This window comes from Ruegeria sp. HKCCD6428, assembly GCF_013110595.1.
In the GTDB taxonomy this organism is placed as follows: Bacteria; Pseudomonadota; Alphaproteobacteria; order Rhodobacterales; family Rhodobacteraceae; genus Ruegeria.
In genome coordinates, this window is record NZ_WVQX01000001.1 from 360,778 (window position 1) to 381,294 (window position 20,517).

The window sequence follows — 20,517 nt, forward strand, 5'->3', positions numbered from 1 at the left end:
TTCGGCGATCAGGTCGCGCGTATGATCTCGGCGCGGATGTCCAGGCCGACGGTGTCGTCAACCAGGTCAGGATAGCCCGAAGCTCCGAAGTCGTGCCGGTTCAAAGCGCCCTTCAGGCCAATGGTCAGGCGGCTCAGATCGTTCACTGCACTTCCTACCTGCCGGTACAGATTGGCCTCCAACGTGATCGGGCGGGTCACGCCGCGGACCGTCAGATCACCCGTGATCCGAGCGCCATCTGATATCCGCCCTTCCGCGCCCAGTTGTATGTCCGTTGACACAAACCGGATCGTTGGGTGCTGCTTCGCGTCCAAAACGCTGGGGCTGAGCATGGGCATACGGGCAAAGGGAAGCCGCGTTCTGGCTTTGCTGACGTCCAGTGTCACCGTGACCTGGCTGTTCTGTAGCCGACCTGTGTCAATCTGAACATTGGCGGTCCGGATCGGCATCGTCCCTGACTGTGTCACCCCCGCAATATCAAACGTGAACCCGACCCGGGTGCCTTCATCCGACAGGATGTATGGCCGCAATGCGGCTTGTGCCGCCTGGGTCAGGGGCAGGGTTGCCAGCCCGGCAAGCAGGCTGCGACGGGTCAGAAGGGTCATGCCATGACACCTTCCCGTGTGGGGCGGGATCTTCTGAGCAGCATCAGAACGATCGCAATGTTCAGACCATTCCAAAGGATGCCATTCACGAACGCCAGTTGGTAGCTTCCGGTGAGGTCGTAGATCCATCCTGACATCCAGCCACCGAGTGCCATGCCAAGAATGGTCATCATCATGACGAACCCGACCCGCGCACCAGCTTCTTGCGGCGGCATGTATTCGCGGACAATCAACGCATAGCTGGGCACGATGCCGCCCTGTGCCAGACCAAAGAGCAGGCTGATGGCATAAAGCGACACCATTCCATCGTAGGGCAGGAACAGGAACAGGGCGATACATTGCAGGAGCGAACCGATCAAAAGCGTCAGGACCCCGCCAAGCCGATCTGCCAACAAACCCGAGATGATCCGGCTGACAACACCACCCAATAACATCAGTGACAGCATCTCGGCCCCGACCGCGGGCCCATATCCCAGCCCGACGCAATAGGAGACGATATGAACCTGTGGCATCGACATGGCGACGCAACAACCGATCCCGGCCAGGCCCAGAATATATTGCAGCGCGCGCGGTGACACACCGACACTTCGTGCATTGATTTGGGCGGATGCTGCGGCGGTGCTGTGTGCCTCGACCGGAACCCTGCGGCGTAGCAGCAGCGACAGGGGAATGACGACGACAAGCGTCAGCACGGCGAGCGTCAGATAGACCTGTTGCCACCCATCCCGCGCCAGAATTCCGGACAGCATGGTGGGCCAGATGGCGCCGGACAGGTAATTCCCACTGGCGACCAACGCGACGGCAATGCCGCGCCGTTTCATGAACCAATGTGAGATATCTGCGATCAGCGGGCCAAACCCAATCGATGTGCCCAGCCCCAGCAGGAGATGCGCCGCGGATAGCAACACTATGCTCGGTGCCAGCGTTGCCAGCACATAGCTCAGCGCACTTGAGACGGCTGCTCCGATCAGGGCGCTGGTAACGCCCAGCCGGTCCACCACCTGCCCCAGCCACATGTTGCCCAGGGCAAAACCGATCATCGCCAGAGTGTACGGCATCGAGGCTTCGGCACGACCGGCCCCGAATTCGGCTTCGACTGCGGGCATGACCACGATCACGGCCCACATGCCCACATTCGCCACTGTTGCAATGGCGAGCGTGATTAGAAGGCGAAGCCAGGAATAGCGGCTGTCATGGATCGGGTGGCTCATGTGGTGACGCTAGGGCGCGGCCCGCGTTTTGACCAGTCACATCTTGCGTGATCCGTGTGGCTTTATGCCGGTGTGTCTTCGGTTTCGATCCGTTCCAGATGCAACCCGGCACGGGCGGCGGTCATGGTGGCCTGCCATGTGACCGGGGGCAGGGCACGGGCGCGGCGGCGTGTCAGGGTCCAGATCCGAGCCTCATCCCGATGGGTGGCCGCCATGTGCCAGCGCGTCTCAACCCCTTGCGCGCCGCCATCTCCGGGTGTCAGCAGCAAACCAAGCGGAGCCCGCCCCATCGCACCCCCCTGTTCGGCGGCCAGATGCATCCGGCGTATCGGCGTGAGCCCCGGTGCGCCGGGCAGGTCGCCGATGATCAGCGGAATGGCCCCGCTGCGCAGCGCCTCCTCCAGGCACCACAGCAGATCTTCGGCACGGGTGGGATGAACAAAAATGAACCGGGCCGGATCGGCAAAGGCCATCATCCCATCGGGGTTCAGCTGGCCGGGTTCCCAGGCGGGGGAAATCCACAAGACTGGCCCCTGCGTCTGACCGGCCAGCCACATGGCAAAGCTGCGCCGGGCGGGGCCGCATGCCTCGTGCACGCGGCCCAGTTCCAGGGTGATCTGCGGATGGAGCTTTACCCCCGGTGCCTGACGCGCAGTTTTGTGGCCAAGAAGTTGAGTGGACATGCCGGAATGCTAGCATGTTCTATTTTTGTTCTCAAGTGATCAGGGCCGTCAACGAGACAGGATCAACTTGCCATTTGCAAATTGGACGCTCGAGAAACGATGCAGATATTCCATCCCCAAAAGCGATTTATCCAGCTCGCCCTCATTGACCCAGGCCGATACGTTCTGGTCGGTAATGGGGCCTGCGGTCAGGGTGTCAAGCCGCACCGGTGCTGTGCGCACCTCGCCGTTGGCGGTCAGGGCGCGGCCGAAATAGTTCAGTTGATCGGGGTCGATGCCTACACGTTCTGCGTCCCGGGCACTGAGAACGATCTGGCTGGCGCCGGTGTCGACAAGAAAGTTGATCGGCTCACCATTCACCAAAACCGGAAGGTAATAATGACCATCATAGGCACGAGGCACCTCGATTGCGTTGCCGGTGACGGTCATCTGCGGGGCAGGGCCAACCGAAGACCGGATGTCTTCCCACAGGCCGATGACGGCGATGACGCCAACAAAAATGAACACCCAGGCCATCACCTGCTGCAACGTCTTGTTCAGGGACTGGCGGTTTTGCGAAACGAACCAGAACGCGACGGCCAGCCCAAGCACGACCAGATAGACCAGTTGTCCGATATCGACGCTGTCCACAGGGTTCACCCCACTCAAATTGCACGTCACATATATGGGGGTTTAAGACGCAAAACCAAAGGCCTTGAGGCCATCGAGAATGAACTGCACCGACAAGGCCGCAAGCAACATCCCCAGCAGCCGGGTCAACACGTTCAGCCCGGTTTTGCCCAAAACCCGCGCGACCGCGCCAGAGGTCAGATACATCACGAAGACCATTGCCAGCACAACCAGCATCACACCGATGACAATAGCAAGGCCCTGAATGCCCGGCTGCTGGCCCGCAAGCAGAATCATCGTTGCAATCGATCCGGGGCCTGCAATCAGCGGGATGCCCAGGGGAAAGACGGACGGGTCCGGGTGTTCCTCTTCCTCGGCGCTGCTTTCGCGTCGCTTGGTGCGGCGTTCAAACAGCATATCCAGCGCGGTCAGGAACAGCAGGACACCTCCTGCAACGCGGAACGCTTCCATCGAGATGCCAACAAACCCCAGAAGGGCTTCGCCAAAGGCGGCAAACAGGGCCAGGATGAAACCCGCCGTCAGGCAGGCCCGAATGGCAATGGACCGGCGCGTGTGCCAGTCCATACCCTGTGTCAGCGCCACGAAGATCGGCGTTTGCGCGGGCGGATCAAGGACCACGAAAAGCGTTGTGAACGCGGTAATCAGAAATGCACTGTCCATTGCTATCTGCTGCTCCGTTGCAGGTCTTGCAGGATACGCATGGCATCCTGCGAACAACCCGATGGGACATAGACGTGATCGTGGTGATACCCCGCGACCATGTTCGCGGGAATGCCGGCCCGTGCCAGCGCGCTGGAAACGGCGGCGGTCAAACCAACACCTTCCAGCGAGGAATGAACCTGCAACGTGATGCACCGCATCGCGACAGCATCTTGCGGAGCCGCCGCGATCGGGACGACAAGAGACAGCCCTTCGGCCTCGGCACAGCTGGCCCGCGTGCCCTGTGGCCAGGGTTTGTCTTCAGGCCATACGACAAAGGCAAATTCACCGGGCTGCAAGTCGGGATGCATACCCGCGATCATGGCGTTGGTGTCCGTGATGGGCGTGCTCATGCGGTTTCCGCCCGTTCAAGCCGTTCGGCGGCCGCGACCCACAATGCCTCGGCTTTTTGCATGGCCTCGGTGACTTCGGTGAACTTGCGGTTCCAGGTTTCCAGGTCGTTGATCCTGTCGTCCTCGTACAGCGCCGGATCGGCCAGTTTGGTCGAAAGCTTGTCATGCATTTCCGTCAGCTTTTCGATCCGGTCCTCGCATTTGCGCAGATCCGCACGCAAGGCCAGTATCGTCTCGCGCGGGGGGTGTTTCGATTTGACCGCCCGGGGCTTTTCCCTGGCGGGTCTGTCGCGCGCCAGCAGCAGGGACCGATAGGCTTCAAGGTCGCCGTCGAAAGGTTTGACACTACCGTCCGAAACCAGCCAGAGTCGATCCGCGACAAGGCTCAGCAAGTGCATGTCGTGACTGACCAGAACCACCGCGCCGGAATAAGCCGTCAGCGCCTCGACCAGCGCCTCGCGGCTTTCGATGTCAAGGTGGTTGGTCGGCTCGTCAAGGATCAGCATATGGGGCGCGTCGATCGTGGCGAGCAGCAGAGAAAGCCGCGCTTTCTGTCCGCCCGACAGGCGCCCGACCTCGGTTTCCGCCTGATCCGCATTCAACCCGAACCCGGCCAGTCGCGATCGCCACTTGCCCGGCGCTTCGTCAGGGCGCAGACGGCGCAGGTGGTCCAGCGGCGTTTCGTCCACGTAAAGCTCATCCACCTGATGCTGTGCGAAATACCCGATGCGCAGCTTGTTGCTTCGGGTCATCTTGCCCGCCATGAGGGGCAGCCGGTCCGACAGCAGCTTGGACAAGGTCGACTTGCCCTGTCCGTTCTTGCCCAACAGCGCGATACGGTCATCCTGATCGATACGCAGGTTCAGGCGGCGCAGCACTTCGGTTTCGCCATAGCCGGTGACGCCGCCTTCGATCTGGATGATCGGTGGAGACAGTTCCTCGGGTTCCGGAAAGCTGAAGGCGCGCAGGGCGGCCTCTTGCGGGGTCGAGACCAGTTGGATGCGTTCGATCATCTTCAGGCGCGACTGGGCCTGAACGGCCTTCGAGGCCTTGTAGCGGAACCGATCCACAAAGCTTTGCAGATGTGCGATGCGGGCCTTGGCCTTGGCGTTTTCCGATTCCGCCTGTGCCAGCCGTTCCGCACGGCGTTCCGCGAACTTATCGTAGGGCACGGCGTAATAGGTCAGCTTGCGGTCTTCCAGATGCAGGATCGAACCAACGGCGCGGTTCAGAAGGCCGCGGTCGTGGCTGATGATGATCACAGTGTGCGGATATTTGGCCAAATAGCTTTCCAGCCACAGCGCGCCTTCGAGGTCCAGATAGTTGGTCGGTTCGTCCAGCAGCAGCAGATCGGGCTGAGAAAACAGCACCGCCGCCAGCGCAACGCGCATCCGCCAGCCGCCCGAGAAATCCGAACAGGGGCGCTGCTGGTCTTCGTCGTCAAAGCCCAACCCCTTGAGGATCGAAGCCGCGCGGGCCTCGGCGGACCAGGCGTCGATATCGGCCAGACGTGTCTGAATTTCAGCGATACGTGTCGGGTCTTCGGCGCTTTCGGCCTCGGCCATCAATGCACTGCGTTCAGTATCGGCGGCCAGGACCGTATTGATCAGCGAGACGTCAGAGGAGGGCACCTCTTGCGCCACGCCACCGATCCGAGCGCGTTTCGGGACCGAGATATTTCCCGATTCCAAAGCCAACTCGCCCCGGATCAGGCGGAACAGCGTGGTCTTTCCGGTTCCGTTCCGACCGACAAGGCCAACCTTGTGACCATCGGGAATTGTCGCGGTTGCGCCGTCAAACAACGGGCGACCTTCAACGGCATAAGTGATGTCTTCGATCCGTAACATGGGGCGCTCTTAGCAGAGCTGTGTTGCCTCCGCCAGCGGCTCGGCATGTTCAATCTTTAAGCAATGTGATAGCGCTGTGTCGTTTGCTATTCGGAACGGTTTTCACATGCGCGCGGCCCGGACACCTCCGCACTTGGTCACTCTGATTTTTGCCACGGCACTGTCGGTTTTGTCACTGAACATGTTCCTGCCGTCTTTGGCCCACATGAGTACGGATTTCGGTGTGGATTATGGCTTGGTTAACCTGTCGGTTGCCGGGTATCTGGCGGTCTCAGCCGTGTTGCAGCTGATCATGGGTCCGCTTTCCGATCGTTACGGGCGCAGACCGATACTTTTGATGTGCATCACCATCTTCGTCATCGCCTCAATCGGATGCTCTCTGGCCGAGGCCATTTGGACGTTCCTGGGCTTTCGTCTTTTGCAGGCCGCGGTGGTGGCTGGGTCAGTTCTTTCCAGCGCATCGATCAGAGATCGGTATCCGCCGAACGAGGCTGCAAGCAAACTGGGGTATGTGGCGATGGCCATGGCTTTGGCCCCAATGCTTGGCCCTATGCTGGGTGGGACACTCGACATGCTCTTTGGCTGGCGCTCGGGGTTTGTTCTTTACACTGTGCTGGGGGCAGGGCTGCTGGTTTTGCTTTGGTTCGACATGGGCGAGACCAATACAAACCGCTCTTCAACCTTTACAGCCCAATTGCGCGAGTATCCGGATCTGTTCCGCGCCCGCCGATTCTGGGGCTATGCCTTATGCGCATCGTTTTCGATTGGTGGGTTCTACAGCTTCATCACCGGCGCGCCATTGGTGGCTGCCGCATGGTTTGATCTGAGCCCTGCCATGTTGGGACTTGGGATTGGTATCATAACAGGCGGGTTCATGGTCGGTAACTTCGTTACTGGTCGGATCGCGGCACGGACACGTCTGACCACAATGATCCTGATCGGCCGCGTTGTGGCTTCGACCGGGCCATTCTGCGGATTGCTTCTGTTCATCGCCGGGCTGGGGTCAGTCTGGGTATTCTTCGGTTCGGCCATCTGCGTTGGGTTCGGCAATGGACTGACCAATGCAAACGCTTCGGCAGGGGTCATGTCCGTGCGACCCAAACTGGCAGGCAGCGCGGCAGGGTTGTCCGGGGCGATGGTGGTCGGGCTTGGCGCGATCCTGACCTCGATGACGGGAGCGTTTGTCAGCCCTGAAAACGGGCCGTTTCTGGTTCTGGGCATGATGTGGGCCAGCAGTTTTGCAGGTTTGCTTGCAGTGCTTTACGTTCGGCGTCTGGACCGGGTAGACCCTTTGCCGGATACATTCTGAGCGCCAAAGCGGCAGGCAAACCATCATAACACTTTTCATGAGCGAAAGACCGTGGTACGCGGCGCGCGATGGATTTCGGCGCGGACCCGCGCCACATTGTAAGGAGAGGCCGACATGGCACTGGAACGTACATTCTCGATCATCAAACCCGACGCAACGCGTCGCAACCTGACTGGCAAGATCAACGCCAAGTTCGAAGAAGCCGGGCTGCGTATCGTTGCGCAGAAGCGCATCCACATGACCAAGGAACAAGCCGGCAAGTTCTACGAAGTACATGCCGAGCGTCCGTTCTATGACGAACTGTGCGAATTCATGTCGTCGGCTCCGGTCGTTGTTCAGGTTCTGGAAGGCGAAGGTGCCATTGCGAAGAACCGTGAAGTCATGGGTGCAACCAACCCGGCGGACGCAGCACCGGGCACCATCCGCGCGGAATTTGCTGAATCGGTTGGCGAAAACTCGGTCCATGGTTCGGATGCACCGGAAACAGCGGCTGTTGAGATCGCATATTTCTTCTCGGGCATCGAACTGGTCGGCTAAACCGGTTTTTTGCCGAAAGATCGGGCCGCTCTGCCAGGAGCGGCCTTTTTTTGTTCAGACCTGCTTTAGATCTTTGGGTTCAACCCGAACCCCGACGGCATCCAGATCGGCAACCATCCGGTTTTCCGGCGCGGCGCTGTTGCCGGCCTTGATCGCGTCGAAACGTTGTCGCAGCTTCTTTTTCTCTTCACCCTTGCAATCATTCCAGGGGCGTCCCTGAAGCCCCATCACCAAAACATAGTAGCCGATGAAATGTGCTTTGGTACCAGCCCGCAAAAGCCGGGCATAGGCTTCATCCGGTCCCAGCTGTCGCAGTTCATCAGCCGAGTGGATGCCGGCGCGCGCGCAGGCCTGCTCGAAAGCCGGGCCAAGGTTGCGGATCGAAGAAACTGGATCGCTCATGAGCCTGTCTTAATTGCACCTCTGGGGTCTGTCACCCATGTTTGCGCGTTGGCGAAACATAAAGTCTTGCTGTCTTCTGGTGTTTCCGCTCTCATGAAGTCATGCTGCCTCGGCGGTCCGGGTTTCAAAAGCCAACAGATACCAAAAGCGGGTGGGTCCAGGGCCAGACAAACTGCTGACCAAGGTAAAAGCCGAAAACGCTGAACGTGATGAAGGATCAGAACCGTCGAAGAAGGAACCAGCGTGCAGAAGATCGTTGAGACAAATGTCAATGAACACCTGAAAACGCCCTGGATTGGTGGATCATGACCGAACCTTCAAGTGTTCAGTGCATTCTGTCCCAATCCATTGACAAAGCGCATGTTGAAAAGCTCATTCCCGGGTTCACGATCAGGATCGGCCCATCAACGGAATCGAGATCTTTCGTGCTTTTGGATTGCCACGATCAATCGATGCGGAATTCAGGTCGTGTTCTGGTTGAGGTCGCAGAAACACTGTGGCTTTTCCAGAACGGCCGTGCGCCGCTGTCTCAACGCGGCAAGGGGCAGGGGCGGTTTGTTCAAGACCTGCCGCAGGGTCCGGTGAAAGCGGCTTTGAAGGGTTTCCCCAAACTGCGTGCGCTGATGCAGATCGGAACCGGAGAGATTCAGACGAATCCCCTCGCCATATTGGATGAGCTGGAGAAAACGCTGGTCAGGGGAACGGTTTGGTGCCTGTCTTCGCAGACGGGTCAGGCAGCAATCGTTCAGCTTCAGCGGCTGCGGGGGTATCAGAAAGAATTTCAAAAAGTGAACACCGCGTTTTCCGCCTTGTCCAGGGGCGGACCGGGTGTCGAAGCGCTTTGTGCCGGACTTTTCCCGGGCATGGCCGCCTATCGCGCCAAGCCAGAGATCAAGATGGGAAAAGCTGAGCCATCTATTCAGGTCGCGGCAGATATCATTCAAACATATCTGCAAGTTGCCCGGCAAAACGAATATGGGATGATAGCCGATATCGACACAGAGTTTCTGCATGATTACCGGGTGTCATTGCGAAAGGTCCGATCCGTGATCAGCCTGTTCAAAGGCGTATTTTCAGACGCGCAGACAGTGCAATTGAAGCGTGTCTTTTCCGATCTCATGGCCGCCACCGGGCGTATGCGTGATCTGGATGTCTACCTTCTGGAAAAAGATAAATACTTCAGTCTTGTGCCGACCAGTCTTCACAGGGGCCTGCAAGAGATGTTCGACCTTTTCGAGAAGGAGCGCGCCAAGGAATTGTCACTCTTGTCCCGCCGGTTGCGCAGTGACGAATACAACGCCCGTATGTCCGATCTGACGGCGATGTTCAACGGAACGGATCACCTGACGCCCGGATCAAACGCGATACGGGCAGCACATGAATACGCGTGCGCATTGATCTGGAAACGGTACCGCAAGGTCTGCAAAATCGCACGCGGTGTCACCGACGAAACTCCGGACGAAACCGTGCATGACCTTCGTATCGATTGCAAGAAACTGCGCTATCTGATGGAGATATTTGGGCCTCTGTTCGATGAAAAGAGCTTCAAGACAATCATCAAGCCGTTGAAAAAGCTACAGGACAATCTGGGTGTGTTCAACGACTGCGCTGTCCAGCAAGAGTCCTTGACGGCTTTTGTCGCGCAGCACAGCGACACGCGGGGCCATGTGGATGCGCGGATGGGCCTGGCCGTTGGGGGATTGATTGCGGTTCTGGATCAGCGCCAAAAGGCCGAGCGGAGCCGCGTGATTGCCAGCTTTCAGAAGTTTGACGGGCCAGATACCCGGCGCCTGTTTCAGAACTTGTTTCACCGACAAAAGGAGTGAGGAATGAAGATCATTGCCTGTTACAGCAACAAGGGCGGTGTTGGCAAAACCGCTACTTCGGTGAACCTGGCTTATTCCTATGCGCAGGCGGGGCAACAGGTGCTGTTGTGTGATCTCGACCCCCAGGGCGCTTCAGGGTTCTACTTTCGGGTGAAGCCATCAAAAAAACTGAAGGATGCGCGGTTTTTCGAGGATGTGGCGCGGTTTATCAAGGCGATCCGGGCCAGTGACTTCGAAGGGCTGGACGTGCTGCCGGCGAACCTGACCTTTCGCGACTTCGACGTGTTCCTGTCGCGGATGCGGAACAAACGCTCGCGGCTGAAAAAAGCTTTGATGGCCGCGGGCAGCGACTATGACGTGATCATTCTGGATTGCCCGCCCAACTTTTCAACTTTGTCCGAGAATGTCTTCAAAGCTGCCGATGAAATCGTCGTGCCGGTCATGCCGACAACCCTGTCCGAGCGGAGTTTCGATCAGTTGGTAAGCTTTTTTGAACAACACAAGCTGCGCAAGAAAAAGCTGCGCGCCTTTTTTTCGATGGTGCAACACCGGAAGGTTTTGCATCAGGAAACCATGAAGGAGATGCGCAAGCTGTATCCGAAACGGTTTTTGCAGGCGGTGGTTCCTTTCGCTGCGGATATTGAAAAGATGGGTCAGTATCGTGCCCCGGTCTGTACCTATGCCGGGCGCAGTGCGGCCTGTGCGTCTTACAGGGCGCTGTTCGAAGAGCTGGAAAACGGAGTGATTTCGAACCAATGAGCAAGGAAATCGAGCGCAAGTTTCTGGTTTCAAGCCTGCCGGACCTGAGCGAAGCGAAAAAGGCCGTCGTAAGGCAGGGTTATCTGACGGCCCCCGACGATTCCACCGAGCTGCGGCTGAGGCAAAAGAACGATGCGTATTTCCTGACCTTGAAAGGGGTCGGTGGCCTGGTCCGGGTAGAACGAGAGGCAGAGATCACCGCGGATCAGTTCGAAACATTCTGGCCGGAAACCGATGGGCGCAGGGTTGAAAAAGAGCGCTACACCGGCCATTTGCCGGATGGTTTGCTGTTCGAGCTGGACGTCTTTTCAGGCGATCTGGCACCGTTGCGCCTGGTCGAGGTAGAGTTCACTTCGGAGGAGCAGGCCAAAGGATACGTGCCACCGGATTGGTTCGGTGCAGATGTCACCGCCGACACGCGATACAAGAACAAGACCATGGCGATATACGGCGTTCCGGATTAACGCAGTTGTGCCAGATTGATCGTGGTTTCCAGCCCGGGGTCGCAGTTCCGGGCGGCGAATTTTCCGCCGTGCATATGTGAGATTGCGGCCACCAGAGCCAGGCCCAATCCCGCATTCCGTTCCGTCCGCGCGGGGTCAAGTGTCACGAAAGGAAGCTGAAGGCGATCCAGTTCTTCAGGCGGCACGCCGGGGCCACGATCCCTGACGCTCAGTTGGGTGAAACCGTCGCGAGTACCGATCGAGATCGTGATTGCAGTATGTTCCGGCGCGTAACGCATTGCGTTTTCCAACAGATTGGAAAGAGCTTGCGACAGAAGCGGCCGGTGCCCCTGAATGGCAGGGGCGGAACCCTTGACTTCAAGCTGCACGCCTTGATCGGCGGCCACCGGGTCATAAAGCTCGACAACATCGCCAACAAGTTGCTGCAAATCGATGGTTTCGAATTGTTCTCGTCCCAGACCGGCCTCGGCCCGAGAGATTTCGGTGAGCTGCCCCAAAACCCGTAGGACGTGATCGATTTCACCCGTCGCCCGCGCAATGTCGATCTCGCGATCCAAGTCGCTTTTGTCGGGTTCAGAGAGGGCCTCGACCCTTTGCCGCAGACGAGACAAAGGTGAGCGGAGATCATGAGCAATCGAATTAGATGTGGTCCGAAGGTTGCTTATCAACTCCTCGATCCGGTCAAGCATGTTGTTCAATGTGCCTGAAACCTGATCGAATTCGTCCCCGGTTCCGCGCAGCGGCATCCGTTTTGACAGATCGCCTGAAACGATATTCTCGGCCGTACTGGCGATATCCGAAAGGCGTAAAAACACCAAACGCGTGAACAACCAGCCGGTGATGACGCTCAGAACCAAAGCAATCCCAAGCGCCAACGCAACCGAGCGAAACAAAACCCTGTCGAATTGCTGGCGCGACGCTGCATCCCGCCCAACCAGCAGGCGCTCGCCGCCCGGCAGGCGGATGGATGCGGCTGAAACCGGCACAAGCTGATCATTGTCGGCCCGGCGCAATTCCAAGTCCACCCAACCGCTTCCAGCGGCAATGTTCACCGGCCAAGACTTGAGATTGCCGACAAGTTTGACCCCCAACCTGTCTGTCAAAAGATACAGCGCGTCCCGCTCGGCGGCACTTGGCAAACGGCGCTCAATTGCAGTGATCAAACCTATCAGCCCACGCCTTTCGTATTCATCCGCAAGCCCTGTCAACTCGGCTGATACGACCGAGCGGGTTTCGGCCTCGATGCTTCGATTGGCGGTCACATAGACGATGGCGAGTACAGACGCCGTCAGAATCGTGCTCAGAAACATGCTGGTTGCAACCAGCCTTGTGCGGGAATTGTTCAGGGAAAGCCGAAGGTTATCCATCGGACATCATGTAACCCGCTCCGCGGACGGTTTCAATCAATGGCGCGTCACCGCCTTCGTCCAATTGGCGCCGCAACTTCGAAATATGCACGTCCACGACGTTGGTGTTTGGGTCAAAATGATAATCCCAAACGCCTTCAAGCAACATGGTGCGCGACACCACGCGGTTCTTGCGGCGCAGGAAAAATTCGAGAATCTGAAACTCACGCGGTGTCAGGGTGATCTCGTGCCCGTCGCGTGTGACCTTGCGGGTCAGCAAATCCATCTGAAGGTCTTTGCAAGTCAATGTCGGCGACTCTTCGGATTCCTGAGGGCGACGCAAAAGGGCTTCGATTCTGGCGTGCAACTCCTGAAACGAAAAAGGCTTGACCAGGTAATCGTCAGCGCCCGAGCGCAGCCCTTTTACCCTTTCGTCCACGGCGCTCATCGCCGTCAGCATCAAAACCGGGGTTTTCAAACCGGCGGCCCGCATCGACTTGATCAGCGACAGCCCGTCCAGACCGGGTAGCATCCTGTCAAGAACAATGGCGTCAAACCCACCGTCCGTGGCATGGTACAACCCCTCACGACCGTCAGCAGCGGTTTCGACCACATACCCCTCTTCGCCAAAACCTTTGGCGATGAAGTCCCTGGTGTCAGCATCATCTTCGACGATCAACAGACGGCGGCTCATGGTCGGGATCCTTTCTTTTGATATTTAAACACAAATTTTAACTAAAGCATATGGTTAGAAGAAGTTCTTGCCGGGTGCTGGGCCGGCACCCGGCAAGCCCGGCGGATAGTGGACAACTCTGATCCGCCGGGTGAGGCGTGCGCCGAAAATCCCCATCAAGCGGCGCACGCATGTTCAAGGTCAGGCCAGTTCGACCGCGACAAAAATCTGGCTGCCGCCACGGTTGATCAGCACCAGGGCAGGATCGGTTTTTTCACTGTCCAGCGCAGCCTTCAAAGCATCCGGAGTGACAGTGTCCTGATTGCCGAGCTTGACGATCACATCGCCGCGTTGCAGGCCAGCCTTTGCCGCAGGGCTGTCGGGCTTCAGGTCGGTGACGACAACGCCCTCGACGGTTTCAGCAACACCATTTTCTGCCCGAACCGCTTCGGTCAGGGGGGCCACGGTCACACCCAGTGTTGTTCCCGCAACTTCCGCCTCGACCGGTTTGTCGGCCTCGGCCGATGCGGCCTGATGCTGGCCAACCGTCAAGGTCACAGTTTCCATCTTGCCGTCACGCAAAACGGTCAGAGTGCTGTCGGTGCCGACCTTGGTCGTGCCCACAAGGATGGGAAGGTCACCGCTGGACTCCACGGCATCGTCGTTAAAGCTCAGGATAACGTCTCCCTGCTTCAGGGCGCCGTCTGCCGGGCTGCCGGCAACCACGTCAGACACCAGCGCACCCGAGGAAGCCTCGATTCCCAACGCTGCCGCAAGTTGTGGGCTTACGTTCTGGATCGACACGCCCAGCCAGCCGCGGCTCACCTGTCCGTCATCCCGCAGATCGGCCGCGATGTGTTCAACGATGTTCGACGTGACGGCAAATCCAAGCCCCACAGAACCACCGCTGGGTGAATAGATGGCCGAGTTCACACCGACCACTTCGCCATCCATGTTGAACAGGGGACCGCCCGAGTTGCCTTTGTTGATCGCTGCATCTGTCTGGATGAACTCGGCATAAGGGCCTTCCGAGATGTTGCGGCCTTTTGCCGAAACGATGCCTGTGGTCACGGTCGAGCTCAGGCCGAAGGGGTTGCCGATGGCGACCACATCTTCACCTACGCGGATCTCGTCACTGTCGCCAAGCTCCACGGCTTGCAGGTCAGTTCCTGCGTCGATTTTCAGAACCGCGATATCCGTCAACGGGTCCGTTCCGACCACTTCGGCTTCGAAGGTACGGTCATCGCTGAGCCTTACGGTCACGGTCGAGGCATTGTCGACGACATGGTGATTGGTGACAATGTATCCGGCTTCGTCCAGAACAAATCCCGAACCCAGGCCCTGGGATGGGCCGCGTTGCGGCATGTTGAACCCTTCGGGGCCGCCGAAGCGTTTGAAGAATTCACCAAAAGGGTGTCCTTCGAAGTCAAAGTTTTGCCCCTGGGTTGGGGTCGGCGCTGTATCTTGTTCAGCGATGATGGTTACGACCGAGGGTGAAACGGTCTCAACCAGATCGGCCAATGCCTCGTCCGCCATGGACGGGATAGCCGTCGTTGCCAGTAGGGCCGCGCCGAGCGTACTGACACCGACCCAGTTGGAAGTGCGGGGAAGTAGAAGCGAGGATTTGCGGATGCTCATTTGTGTCTCCTGATTATCGTCACGCAGTTGCGGCTGCGCGTTGAGACAACAGTTGCATGCTCAGAATTGGCGTTTCCTGACTGATCAATTAATAAATCTTAATTTTGCCACAAAGCCGGTGTTGGGTTGCGGTCGACGTCGATCGGGATTCGCGGAATTTCACCGATCCGCACCAGAGCGAATCGGAGGATTGTTGCTAAAAATGGCGTCAAACTTTCAAAAATATTGAATTTGTTTTGTTTTGTTGACAATCATCCTTCCGAATGATGGAGAAAAAAGCTGCTCTTCCAATGGTTGTGGGTGGGTTTGTGTGAGGCATGGCTTGACACACTAAAAATCTTTTTGAGTGCGGATATCGGTGAATAAGTTTGCGCTTAATCACGAATCGCTACCCCTTCCGAATTTGAAGAGTCTCCTTTAAGTTGATCCTAGTCTCGCGCGATGTTGCGTAAAAGCCATTCGCAGAAGACCCAAATTAACCATTCCTTCCAATTTTACGTTGTTTCGAGCGATCGGATAAGTGAGGATAAAGGTGCCCAAGTGAGGGGAGCCAAAAGCGCTAGGGGGCGCTGGCGGCTAACTCGATCACCAAAAGTGATAGCGGCGTGTTAACGAGGGGGTCTTGTTTAGGTTTGGCTGTTTGGGAGTCGGAGTGTTTCTGAAAGCACACTGGCCACACTTTGGAGATTGAGCAAAGTGGTAGTCCTGTTTTGGGCACCGGCCCGGTCGATAAGACCGGGCCGTGTTTGTTCAGGGGGCATGTTTTTTGCGCCAGGCCTTCCAGTCATCCAGGGTATCCAGATCCAAAAGTGCGTTTCGGCCGGGGAGCGGATGCAGATGAACAAAGTCTTTATGCTCCCGCACGATCTCTTGTGCACCGTCGTCCCCCTGCAACTGTGACAGTTGACCAAAAAGGGATCTGTCAAACACCACCGGATGACCGGGCTTTCCATCCTCGGTTGTACCACGCCAGATCAGGTAGTCGGGATGGGTTAGTCGCGCTTTCAGGATTGTTGCCAAGTCAGCCTGAGTCAGATCGGGCAGATCGGCCAGCAAAACCATCGCGGCGGGAGCATCCGGCGGCAGTTTTTGGATTGCGGCGCGCAAACTGGCGTTCATGCCTTCTGCCGCATCCCGGACCGGAACGATCTGAACATCCATGCCATCAAGTGCGCCATATCTGGGATTTGGTTCAGGGGGCAGGGCGACAATCACAGGACCCACGGCGGAGGCTGTGCGTGCCGAGCGTGCGACCAACGGAATACCGTTGATCGGCTGCATCAATTTGTCGATGCCACCCATGCGGCTGGATTGACCCGCTGCCAGAAGGATAATGGGTATTTCAGTCATTTCGGTACAATGCCGTCGGCCCGAGCGCGAGTCATCCCCTCATTCGGGCGCCATCTGCGTCAAACAAGGGTGTCGAGATGACCTTTGCCTTGCGCATCTGGCCCAGTATTTCGATCTTGACTTCAAGCCCTTCTGCTGCGCGTTCGGTTGGCAGAAAACCGATGGCGACGGACTTGCGGGCATAATGCGAATAACCGCCCGAGGTGCAGAAGCCCACGACAGTGCCGTCGAGCCAGATCGGTTCATAGGCGTTCACGTCGGCGTCGTCTGCGTCGACCTCGAAGGCCACCAGCCTGCGCGCGGGGCCGTCGGCACGTTCCGTCTCGGCGGCGGCTCGGCCGATGAAATCAGCGGGCTTGTTGAAGGCGATGAAGCGGTCGAGCCGGGTTTCGGCGGGGGTGTAGTCGGGTGAGAATTCGCGCATCCACGAGCCGAAGAACTTGTCGAGCCGCAGGCTCATCATCGCGCGCATGCCGAAGGGCACCATGCCGTGCGGTTGGCCGGCCTGCCATAGGGTCCACCAAAGCTGGCGCTGCGCCATCGGATCGCAGTAGATCTCGAACCCCAGGTCGCCGGTATAGCTGACCCGCTGCACGATGCAGTCGGTCATGCCCACGACCATGCGGCGCACGTCCATGAAGCGCATGCCGCTGACATCGGCGCGGGTGCAGGCGGCCAGAACCTCGCGGGCCTTGGGGCCGGCGATCTGGAAGCCGTTGCGGCGGTCAGAGATGTTTTCAACGGTTGCGCCGTCTTGCTGATGCTGCCGGAACCAGCGCATGTGGAAGTTCTGTGCCCCGTAGGAGGCGGTGAGCTGGAATTCTTCCTCGCCCAGGCACGACACGGTGAAATCGCCGATCAGCTTGCCCTTGGGCGACAGCATCGGGGTCAGTGACAGGCGGCCCGGGGCGGGGATGCGCCCGGCCATGATCCGATCCAGCCAGTCGCGGGCGCGCGGACCTGTCACAAGGTATTTGCCGAAATTGTGCACCTCGTTGATGCCGACGCCCCCGCGCACGGCACGTACCTCGCGGCCGGTTGCCGCGAAGGCGTCCGAGCGGCGGAAGGTCGGGGTTTCATAGCTCGGTTCGCCCGCTTGCGCGAAATAGTTGGCGACCTCGAACCCGTATTGCTGGCCCCAGACGGCGCCCAGATCGCTGAATATGTCATACATCGGCGTGGTGCGGTTGGGCCGCGCGGCGGGCAGTTCCTCGTTGGGGTAGGCGACGGAGAATCGTTTCTGATAGTTCTCGATCACCTTGGGGCGGGTGTAGCCGGGGGTGATCCAGTCGCCGAAGCGGGCGACGTCCATGGCAAAGACGTCGCGCTCGGGCTCGCCTTCGATCATCCATTGCGCCAGCGTCAGACCGACGCCGCCGCCCTGGCTGAACCCGGCCATCACGCCGCAGGCCGACCAGTAGTTGCGCACGCCCGGCACCGGCCCGACCAGCGGGTTGCCGTTGGGGGCAAAGGTGAAGGGGCCGTGGATCACCGATTTAACTCCGGCCTCGGCCAGAACCGGGAAACGGCGATAGGCGAACTCGATCGAGTCGGTGATCTTGTCGAAATCATCGGGCAGCAGCTCGTGGCCGAACTCCCACGGCGTGCCGTCCACCGCCCAAGGCTTGCAGGGTTGTTCGTAGAAGCCGATGCACAGGCCGCGCCCTTCCTGCCGCAGATAGCTCTCGCCGGCCGGGTCCATGACGTGCGGATGCTCGCCGCCTGCGTCGATGATCGCCTCGATTTCGGGGATGTTGTCGGTGACCAGGTATTGGTGTTCCATCGGGTGTAGCGGGAAGTAGATGCCCGCCATCGCGCCCACCTCGCGCGCCCAGAGGCCGCCGGCGTTGACGATATGCTCAGCGTGGATGGTGCCCTTGTCGGTGACCACGTCCCATGTACCGTCGGGGCGCTGGTTGGTCTCGCGCACCATGCAGTGGGTTTCGATCGTGGCCCCGCCCATGCGTGCGGCCTTGGCATAGGCGTGGGTCGTGCCCGAGGGGTCGAGGTGCCCGTCCAGCGGATCATACAGCGCGCCGATGATGCCGTTGGTGTTGGTGATAGGGGCGATCTTCTTGATCTCGTCGGGGCCGACGATCTCGGTTTCCAGCCCCATAAAGCGATGCTTGGCGCGTTCGGCCAGCAGCATGTCGAACCGGTCCTGGTTGTCAGCCAGCGTAATGCCGCCCACATGATGCAGCCCGCAAGACATGCCAGTGATCTCTTCCAACTCCTTGTACAGGCGGATGGTATAGCCTTGCAGTGCGGCCATGTTGGTGTCGCCGTTCAGCGTATGAAACCCGCCCGCCGCGTGCCAGGTCGATCCGCTGGTCAGTTCCGACCGCTCCAGCAACATCACGTCGGACCAACCCAGCTTGGTCAGGTGATAGAGCACCGAACAACCGACGACGCCGCCCCCGATGACGGCAACCTGACAGGTGGTTTTCACAGTGTTCCTCCCCATGATTTTGAAAAAAACTGTCGAGCCGATGGGGATATTACTCGTCTGTTAGCGACAACAAGTGTCGCATGTCACCTATTGCACCAGCTTTGGATTTGCACAGCCTTCTCGCGCAGCCAAAGTGCGTCGAAACCTGTAACCGAGGGCAAACAAACAGACGGCCTGCGCCTCGTTCAGCACGACATCGCCCGGTGGTTTTTCGGCCGGAAAGGCCGCTTTTTCACTTTATTGCACGGCGGCAACAAAGTCGGGGTGATCAAACTGGCCCATCTCGCCCAGCTCCGTGCTTGGGCCGGACTTTGCGATGATCGGAGTATCCGCGCCCGGTTCAGCGCAATTGGGTCGTTCGGTTGACGACAGGCGCTTGGGCAGCGCGCGGAACATTTCAGAAAAATCGCAAGAGCTACAGGGGGCGCACTTTCAGTCCGGTGATGCGGTTGCCTTCACGCGCCGTGACCTCGAACCGGAAACCGTGGAACGAAAACACCTGACCGACGTCAGGGATCATCTGGGCCTCGTGAATCACCAGACCGGCCAGCGTGTTCGCCTCGTCATCCGGCAGAGACCAGTCCAGTGCCCTGTTGGCATCCCGGATTGTCATGGAACCTTCAACCAGATACTGGCCATCTTCGATGCGTGTTACCGGAACCTCTTCGTCTATGTCGAACTCATCGGCAATCTCGCCCACGATTTCTTCAAGAATATCTTCAAGCGTGATCAGGCCTCGCAGTGACCCATATTCATCCACAACCAATGCAAAATGGCTGTGCATCCGCAGGAATTCCCGCATCTGGTCGTCCAGCGTCGTGGTTTCGGGCACAAAGTAAGGGTCGTTTGCCACCTTTCCGATGTCAAAGCTTGCCAAACGGTCGGTCCCGCCGTCGCTGCTGCCTGCCTGCGCATACATGGCGCGAAAGAGGTCCTTGGCGTGGACGACGCCCACGATGTTTTCCGGCTCGTCCCGGAACACAGGCAGACGGGTGTGGGGGCTTTGCAGACATTGTTTCAGGATTGCCTCGGGGGCGGCATTGGCGTCGATCATCTCGATATTCGATCGGTGCAGCATGATCTCTTCCACCGTTCGGTCGCCCAAATCCAGCGCACCCAAGATGCGGTCGCGGTCTTCCTTTTCGACCACGCCTTCGGAATGACCAAGTTGCAAGGCGCCGGCAATCTCTTCGCGTACAGCCAGAATGTTGCTGTCGGGATCGATCTGCACGCCGAACAGGCGCAACACACCGCGCACTAGCAGCCGCACCGCGGCCACAATGGGTGAAAACACCGTCACGACGACGCTAATGATCGGCGCGACAGCCGCCGCGGCCTTTTCGGAATTGGTGATGGCGTAGGTCTTGGGCAGCACTTCGGCAAAGATCAGCACCAGCAAAGTCATGACCAGGGTCGCCAACGCCACGCCGCTTTCGCCGAACAAACGGGTGAACAAGGCCGTCGCCAGCGAGGCCGCCAGGATGTTGACAAGGTTGTTGCCCAGAAGAACCGAGCCGATCAGGCGTTCATTGTCATCGGTGATTTCCAGCGCCTTTTTTGCGCCCCGTGATCCCTTGTCGGCCTGCGCCCGCAGTTTTCCGCGAGAAGAGGCTGTAAGCGCCGTTTCCGAACCCGAGAAAAAGCCAGACAAAACGAGCAACAAGAGGATCGCGCCTGACGTAAACCAGAATGCGCTGTCGATCAGAGAAGATGAGGGTTCCATTGGTCCTTGGTGG

20 protein-coding genes are annotated in these 20,517 nt (G+C 58.7%); 5 read left to right on the forward strand and 15 right to left on the reverse strand.

Annotated elements, in window-relative coordinates:
• Positions 1–8: 8 nt before the first annotated feature.
• The 7 genes from GS620_RS01725 to GS620_RS01755 all read right to left on the reverse strand — a co-directional run bounded on the left by GS620_RS01725 (position 9) and on the right by GS620_RS01755 (position 6,028).
• Complete coding sequence (locus tag GS620_RS01725; RefSeq protein ID WP_171613772.1) at positions 9–605, reverse strand: YceI family protein; 597 nt, start codon at positions 603–605, stop codon at positions 9–11.
• On the reverse strand, positions 602–1,816 hold the full coding sequence (locus GS620_RS01730) for a CynX/NimT family MFS transporter (protein ID WP_171613775.1): 1,215 nt from the start codon (positions 1,814–1,816) through the stop codon (positions 602–604). Before GS620_RS01730 ends, GS620_RS01725 begins: the two co-directional genes overlap by 4 nt.
• A gap of 62 nt (positions 1,817–1,878) precedes the next feature.
• Positions 1,879–2,499 carry an ImuA family protein gene (locus tag GS620_RS01735; RefSeq protein ID WP_171613777.1) on the reverse strand — a complete coding sequence of 207 codons (621 nt, stop codon included), beginning with the start codon at positions 2,497–2,499 and terminating at the stop codon, positions 1,879–1,881.
• A 48-nt stretch (positions 2,500–2,547) separates the two neighbouring features.
• Positions 2,548–3,129 (reverse strand): TIGR02281 family clan AA aspartic protease, encoded by a 582-nt coding sequence (locus GS620_RS01740; RefSeq protein ID WP_152457745.1) that lies wholly within the window; start codon positions 3,127–3,129, stop codon positions 2,548–2,550.
• 42 nt (positions 3,130–3,171) lie between these two features.
• The gene (locus GS620_RS01745) at positions 3,172–3,789 is read right to left on the reverse strand and encodes a MarC family protein (protein WP_152457746.1); all 618 of its coding nucleotides are present in this window, start codon (positions 3,787–3,789) and stop codon (positions 3,172–3,174) included.
• Between the two features lie 2 nt (positions 3,790–3,791).
• Positions 3,792–4,181 carry an ACT domain-containing protein gene (locus tag GS620_RS01750; RefSeq protein ID WP_171613779.1) on the reverse strand — a complete coding sequence of 130 codons (390 nt, stop codon included), beginning with the start codon at positions 4,179–4,181 and terminating at the stop codon, positions 3,792–3,794.
• The gene (locus GS620_RS01755) at positions 4,178–6,028 is read right to left on the reverse strand and encodes an ABC-F family ATP-binding cassette domain-containing protein (RefSeq protein ID WP_171613781.1); all 1,851 of its coding nucleotides are present in this window, start codon (positions 6,026–6,028) and stop codon (positions 4,178–4,180) included. Before GS620_RS01755 ends, GS620_RS01750 begins: the two co-directional genes overlap by 4 nt.
• Positions 6,029–6,134: 106 nt before the next feature.
• Here GS620_RS01755 and GS620_RS01760 point away from each other — a divergent pair, with 106 nt between their 5' ends.
• Together GS620_RS01760 and ndk are read left to right on the forward strand one after the other, a co-directional pair.
• A complete protein-coding gene (locus GS620_RS01760) occupies positions 6,135–7,337 on the forward strand; it encodes a multidrug effflux MFS transporter (protein ID WP_171228882.1) in 1,203 nt (400 codons plus the stop codon).
• 114 nt (positions 7,338–7,451) lie between these two features.
• Positions 7,452–7,874, forward strand: a complete 423-nt coding sequence (gene ndk, locus GS620_RS01765; RefSeq protein ID WP_068334875.1) for a nucleoside-diphosphate kinase — start codon at positions 7,452–7,454, stop codon at positions 7,872–7,874.
• Between the two features lie 54 nt (positions 7,875–7,928).
• Here the strand turns inward: ndk and GS620_RS01770 are convergent, their stop codons facing one another.
• A complete protein-coding gene (locus GS620_RS01770; protein ID WP_171168488.1) occupies positions 7,929–8,276 on the reverse strand; it encodes a TfoX/Sxy family protein in 348 nt (115 codons plus the stop codon).
• A 305-nt stretch (positions 8,277–8,581) separates the two neighbouring features.
• On the opposite strand from GS620_RS01770, the gene GS620_RS01775 reads away from it, so the two are divergent.
• From GS620_RS01775 to GS620_RS01785, 3 genes are read left to right on the forward strand one after another with little or no spacing between them, the layout of a single operon-like run.
• Positions 8,582–10,102, forward strand: coding sequence for a CHAD domain-containing protein (locus GS620_RS01775; RefSeq protein WP_171613783.1), 1,521 nt, complete (start codon positions 8,582–8,584; stop codon positions 10,100–10,102).
• A gap of 3 nt (positions 10,103–10,105) precedes the next feature.
• The gene (locus GS620_RS01780) at positions 10,106–10,861 is read left to right on the forward strand and encodes a ParA family protein (protein WP_171613785.1); all 756 of its coding nucleotides are present in this window, start codon (positions 10,106–10,108) and stop codon (positions 10,859–10,861) included.
• Complete coding sequence (locus GS620_RS01785) at positions 10,858–11,325, forward strand: CYTH domain-containing protein (protein WP_171613787.1); 468 nt, start codon at positions 10,858–10,860, stop codon at positions 11,323–11,325. The genes GS620_RS01780 and GS620_RS01785 overlap by 4 nt, the downstream gene beginning before the upstream one ends.
• On the opposite strand, the gene GS620_RS01790 is transcribed toward GS620_RS01785, so the two are convergent.
• From GS620_RS01790 to GS620_RS01820, 7 genes are all read right to left on the reverse strand, one after another.
• A complete protein-coding gene (locus GS620_RS01790; RefSeq protein ID WP_171613789.1) occupies positions 11,322–12,692 on the reverse strand; it encodes an ATP-binding protein in 1,371 nt (456 codons plus the stop codon). The genes GS620_RS01785 and GS620_RS01790 overlap by 4 nt on opposite strands.
• Entirely contained in the window at positions 12,685–13,365 is a 681-nt protein-coding gene (locus tag GS620_RS01795) for a response regulator transcription factor (RefSeq protein ID WP_171168480.1), read from the reverse strand. The genes GS620_RS01790 and GS620_RS01795 overlap by 8 nt, the downstream gene beginning before the upstream one ends.
• 180 nt (positions 13,366–13,545) lie before the next feature.
• Complete coding sequence (locus GS620_RS01800; RefSeq protein ID WP_171204620.1) at positions 13,546–14,982, reverse strand: DegQ family serine endoprotease; 1,437 nt, start codon at positions 14,980–14,982, stop codon at positions 13,546–13,548.
• Positions 14,983–15,732: 750 nt separating this feature from the next.
• Complete coding sequence (locus GS620_RS01805) at positions 15,733–16,332, reverse strand: NTP transferase domain-containing protein (protein WP_171204621.1); 600 nt, start codon at positions 16,330–16,332, stop codon at positions 15,733–15,735.
• A 31-nt stretch (positions 16,333–16,363) separates the two neighbouring features.
• Positions 16,364–18,781 (reverse strand): FAD-dependent oxidoreductase, encoded by a 2,418-nt coding sequence (locus GS620_RS01810; RefSeq protein WP_171613791.1) that lies wholly within the window; start codon positions 18,779–18,781, stop codon positions 16,364–16,366.
• A gap of 237 nt (positions 18,782–19,018) precedes the next feature.
• A complete protein-coding gene (locus tag GS620_RS01815) occupies positions 19,019–19,177 on the reverse strand; it encodes a hypothetical protein (protein ID WP_171231771.1) in 159 nt (52 codons plus the stop codon).
• A 19-nt stretch (positions 19,178–19,196) separates the two neighbouring features.
• A complete protein-coding gene (locus tag GS620_RS01820) occupies positions 19,197–20,504 on the reverse strand; it encodes an HlyC/CorC family transporter (RefSeq protein ID WP_171328669.1) in 1,308 nt (435 codons plus the stop codon).
• Between the last annotated feature and the right edge of the window lie 13 nt (positions 20,505–20,517).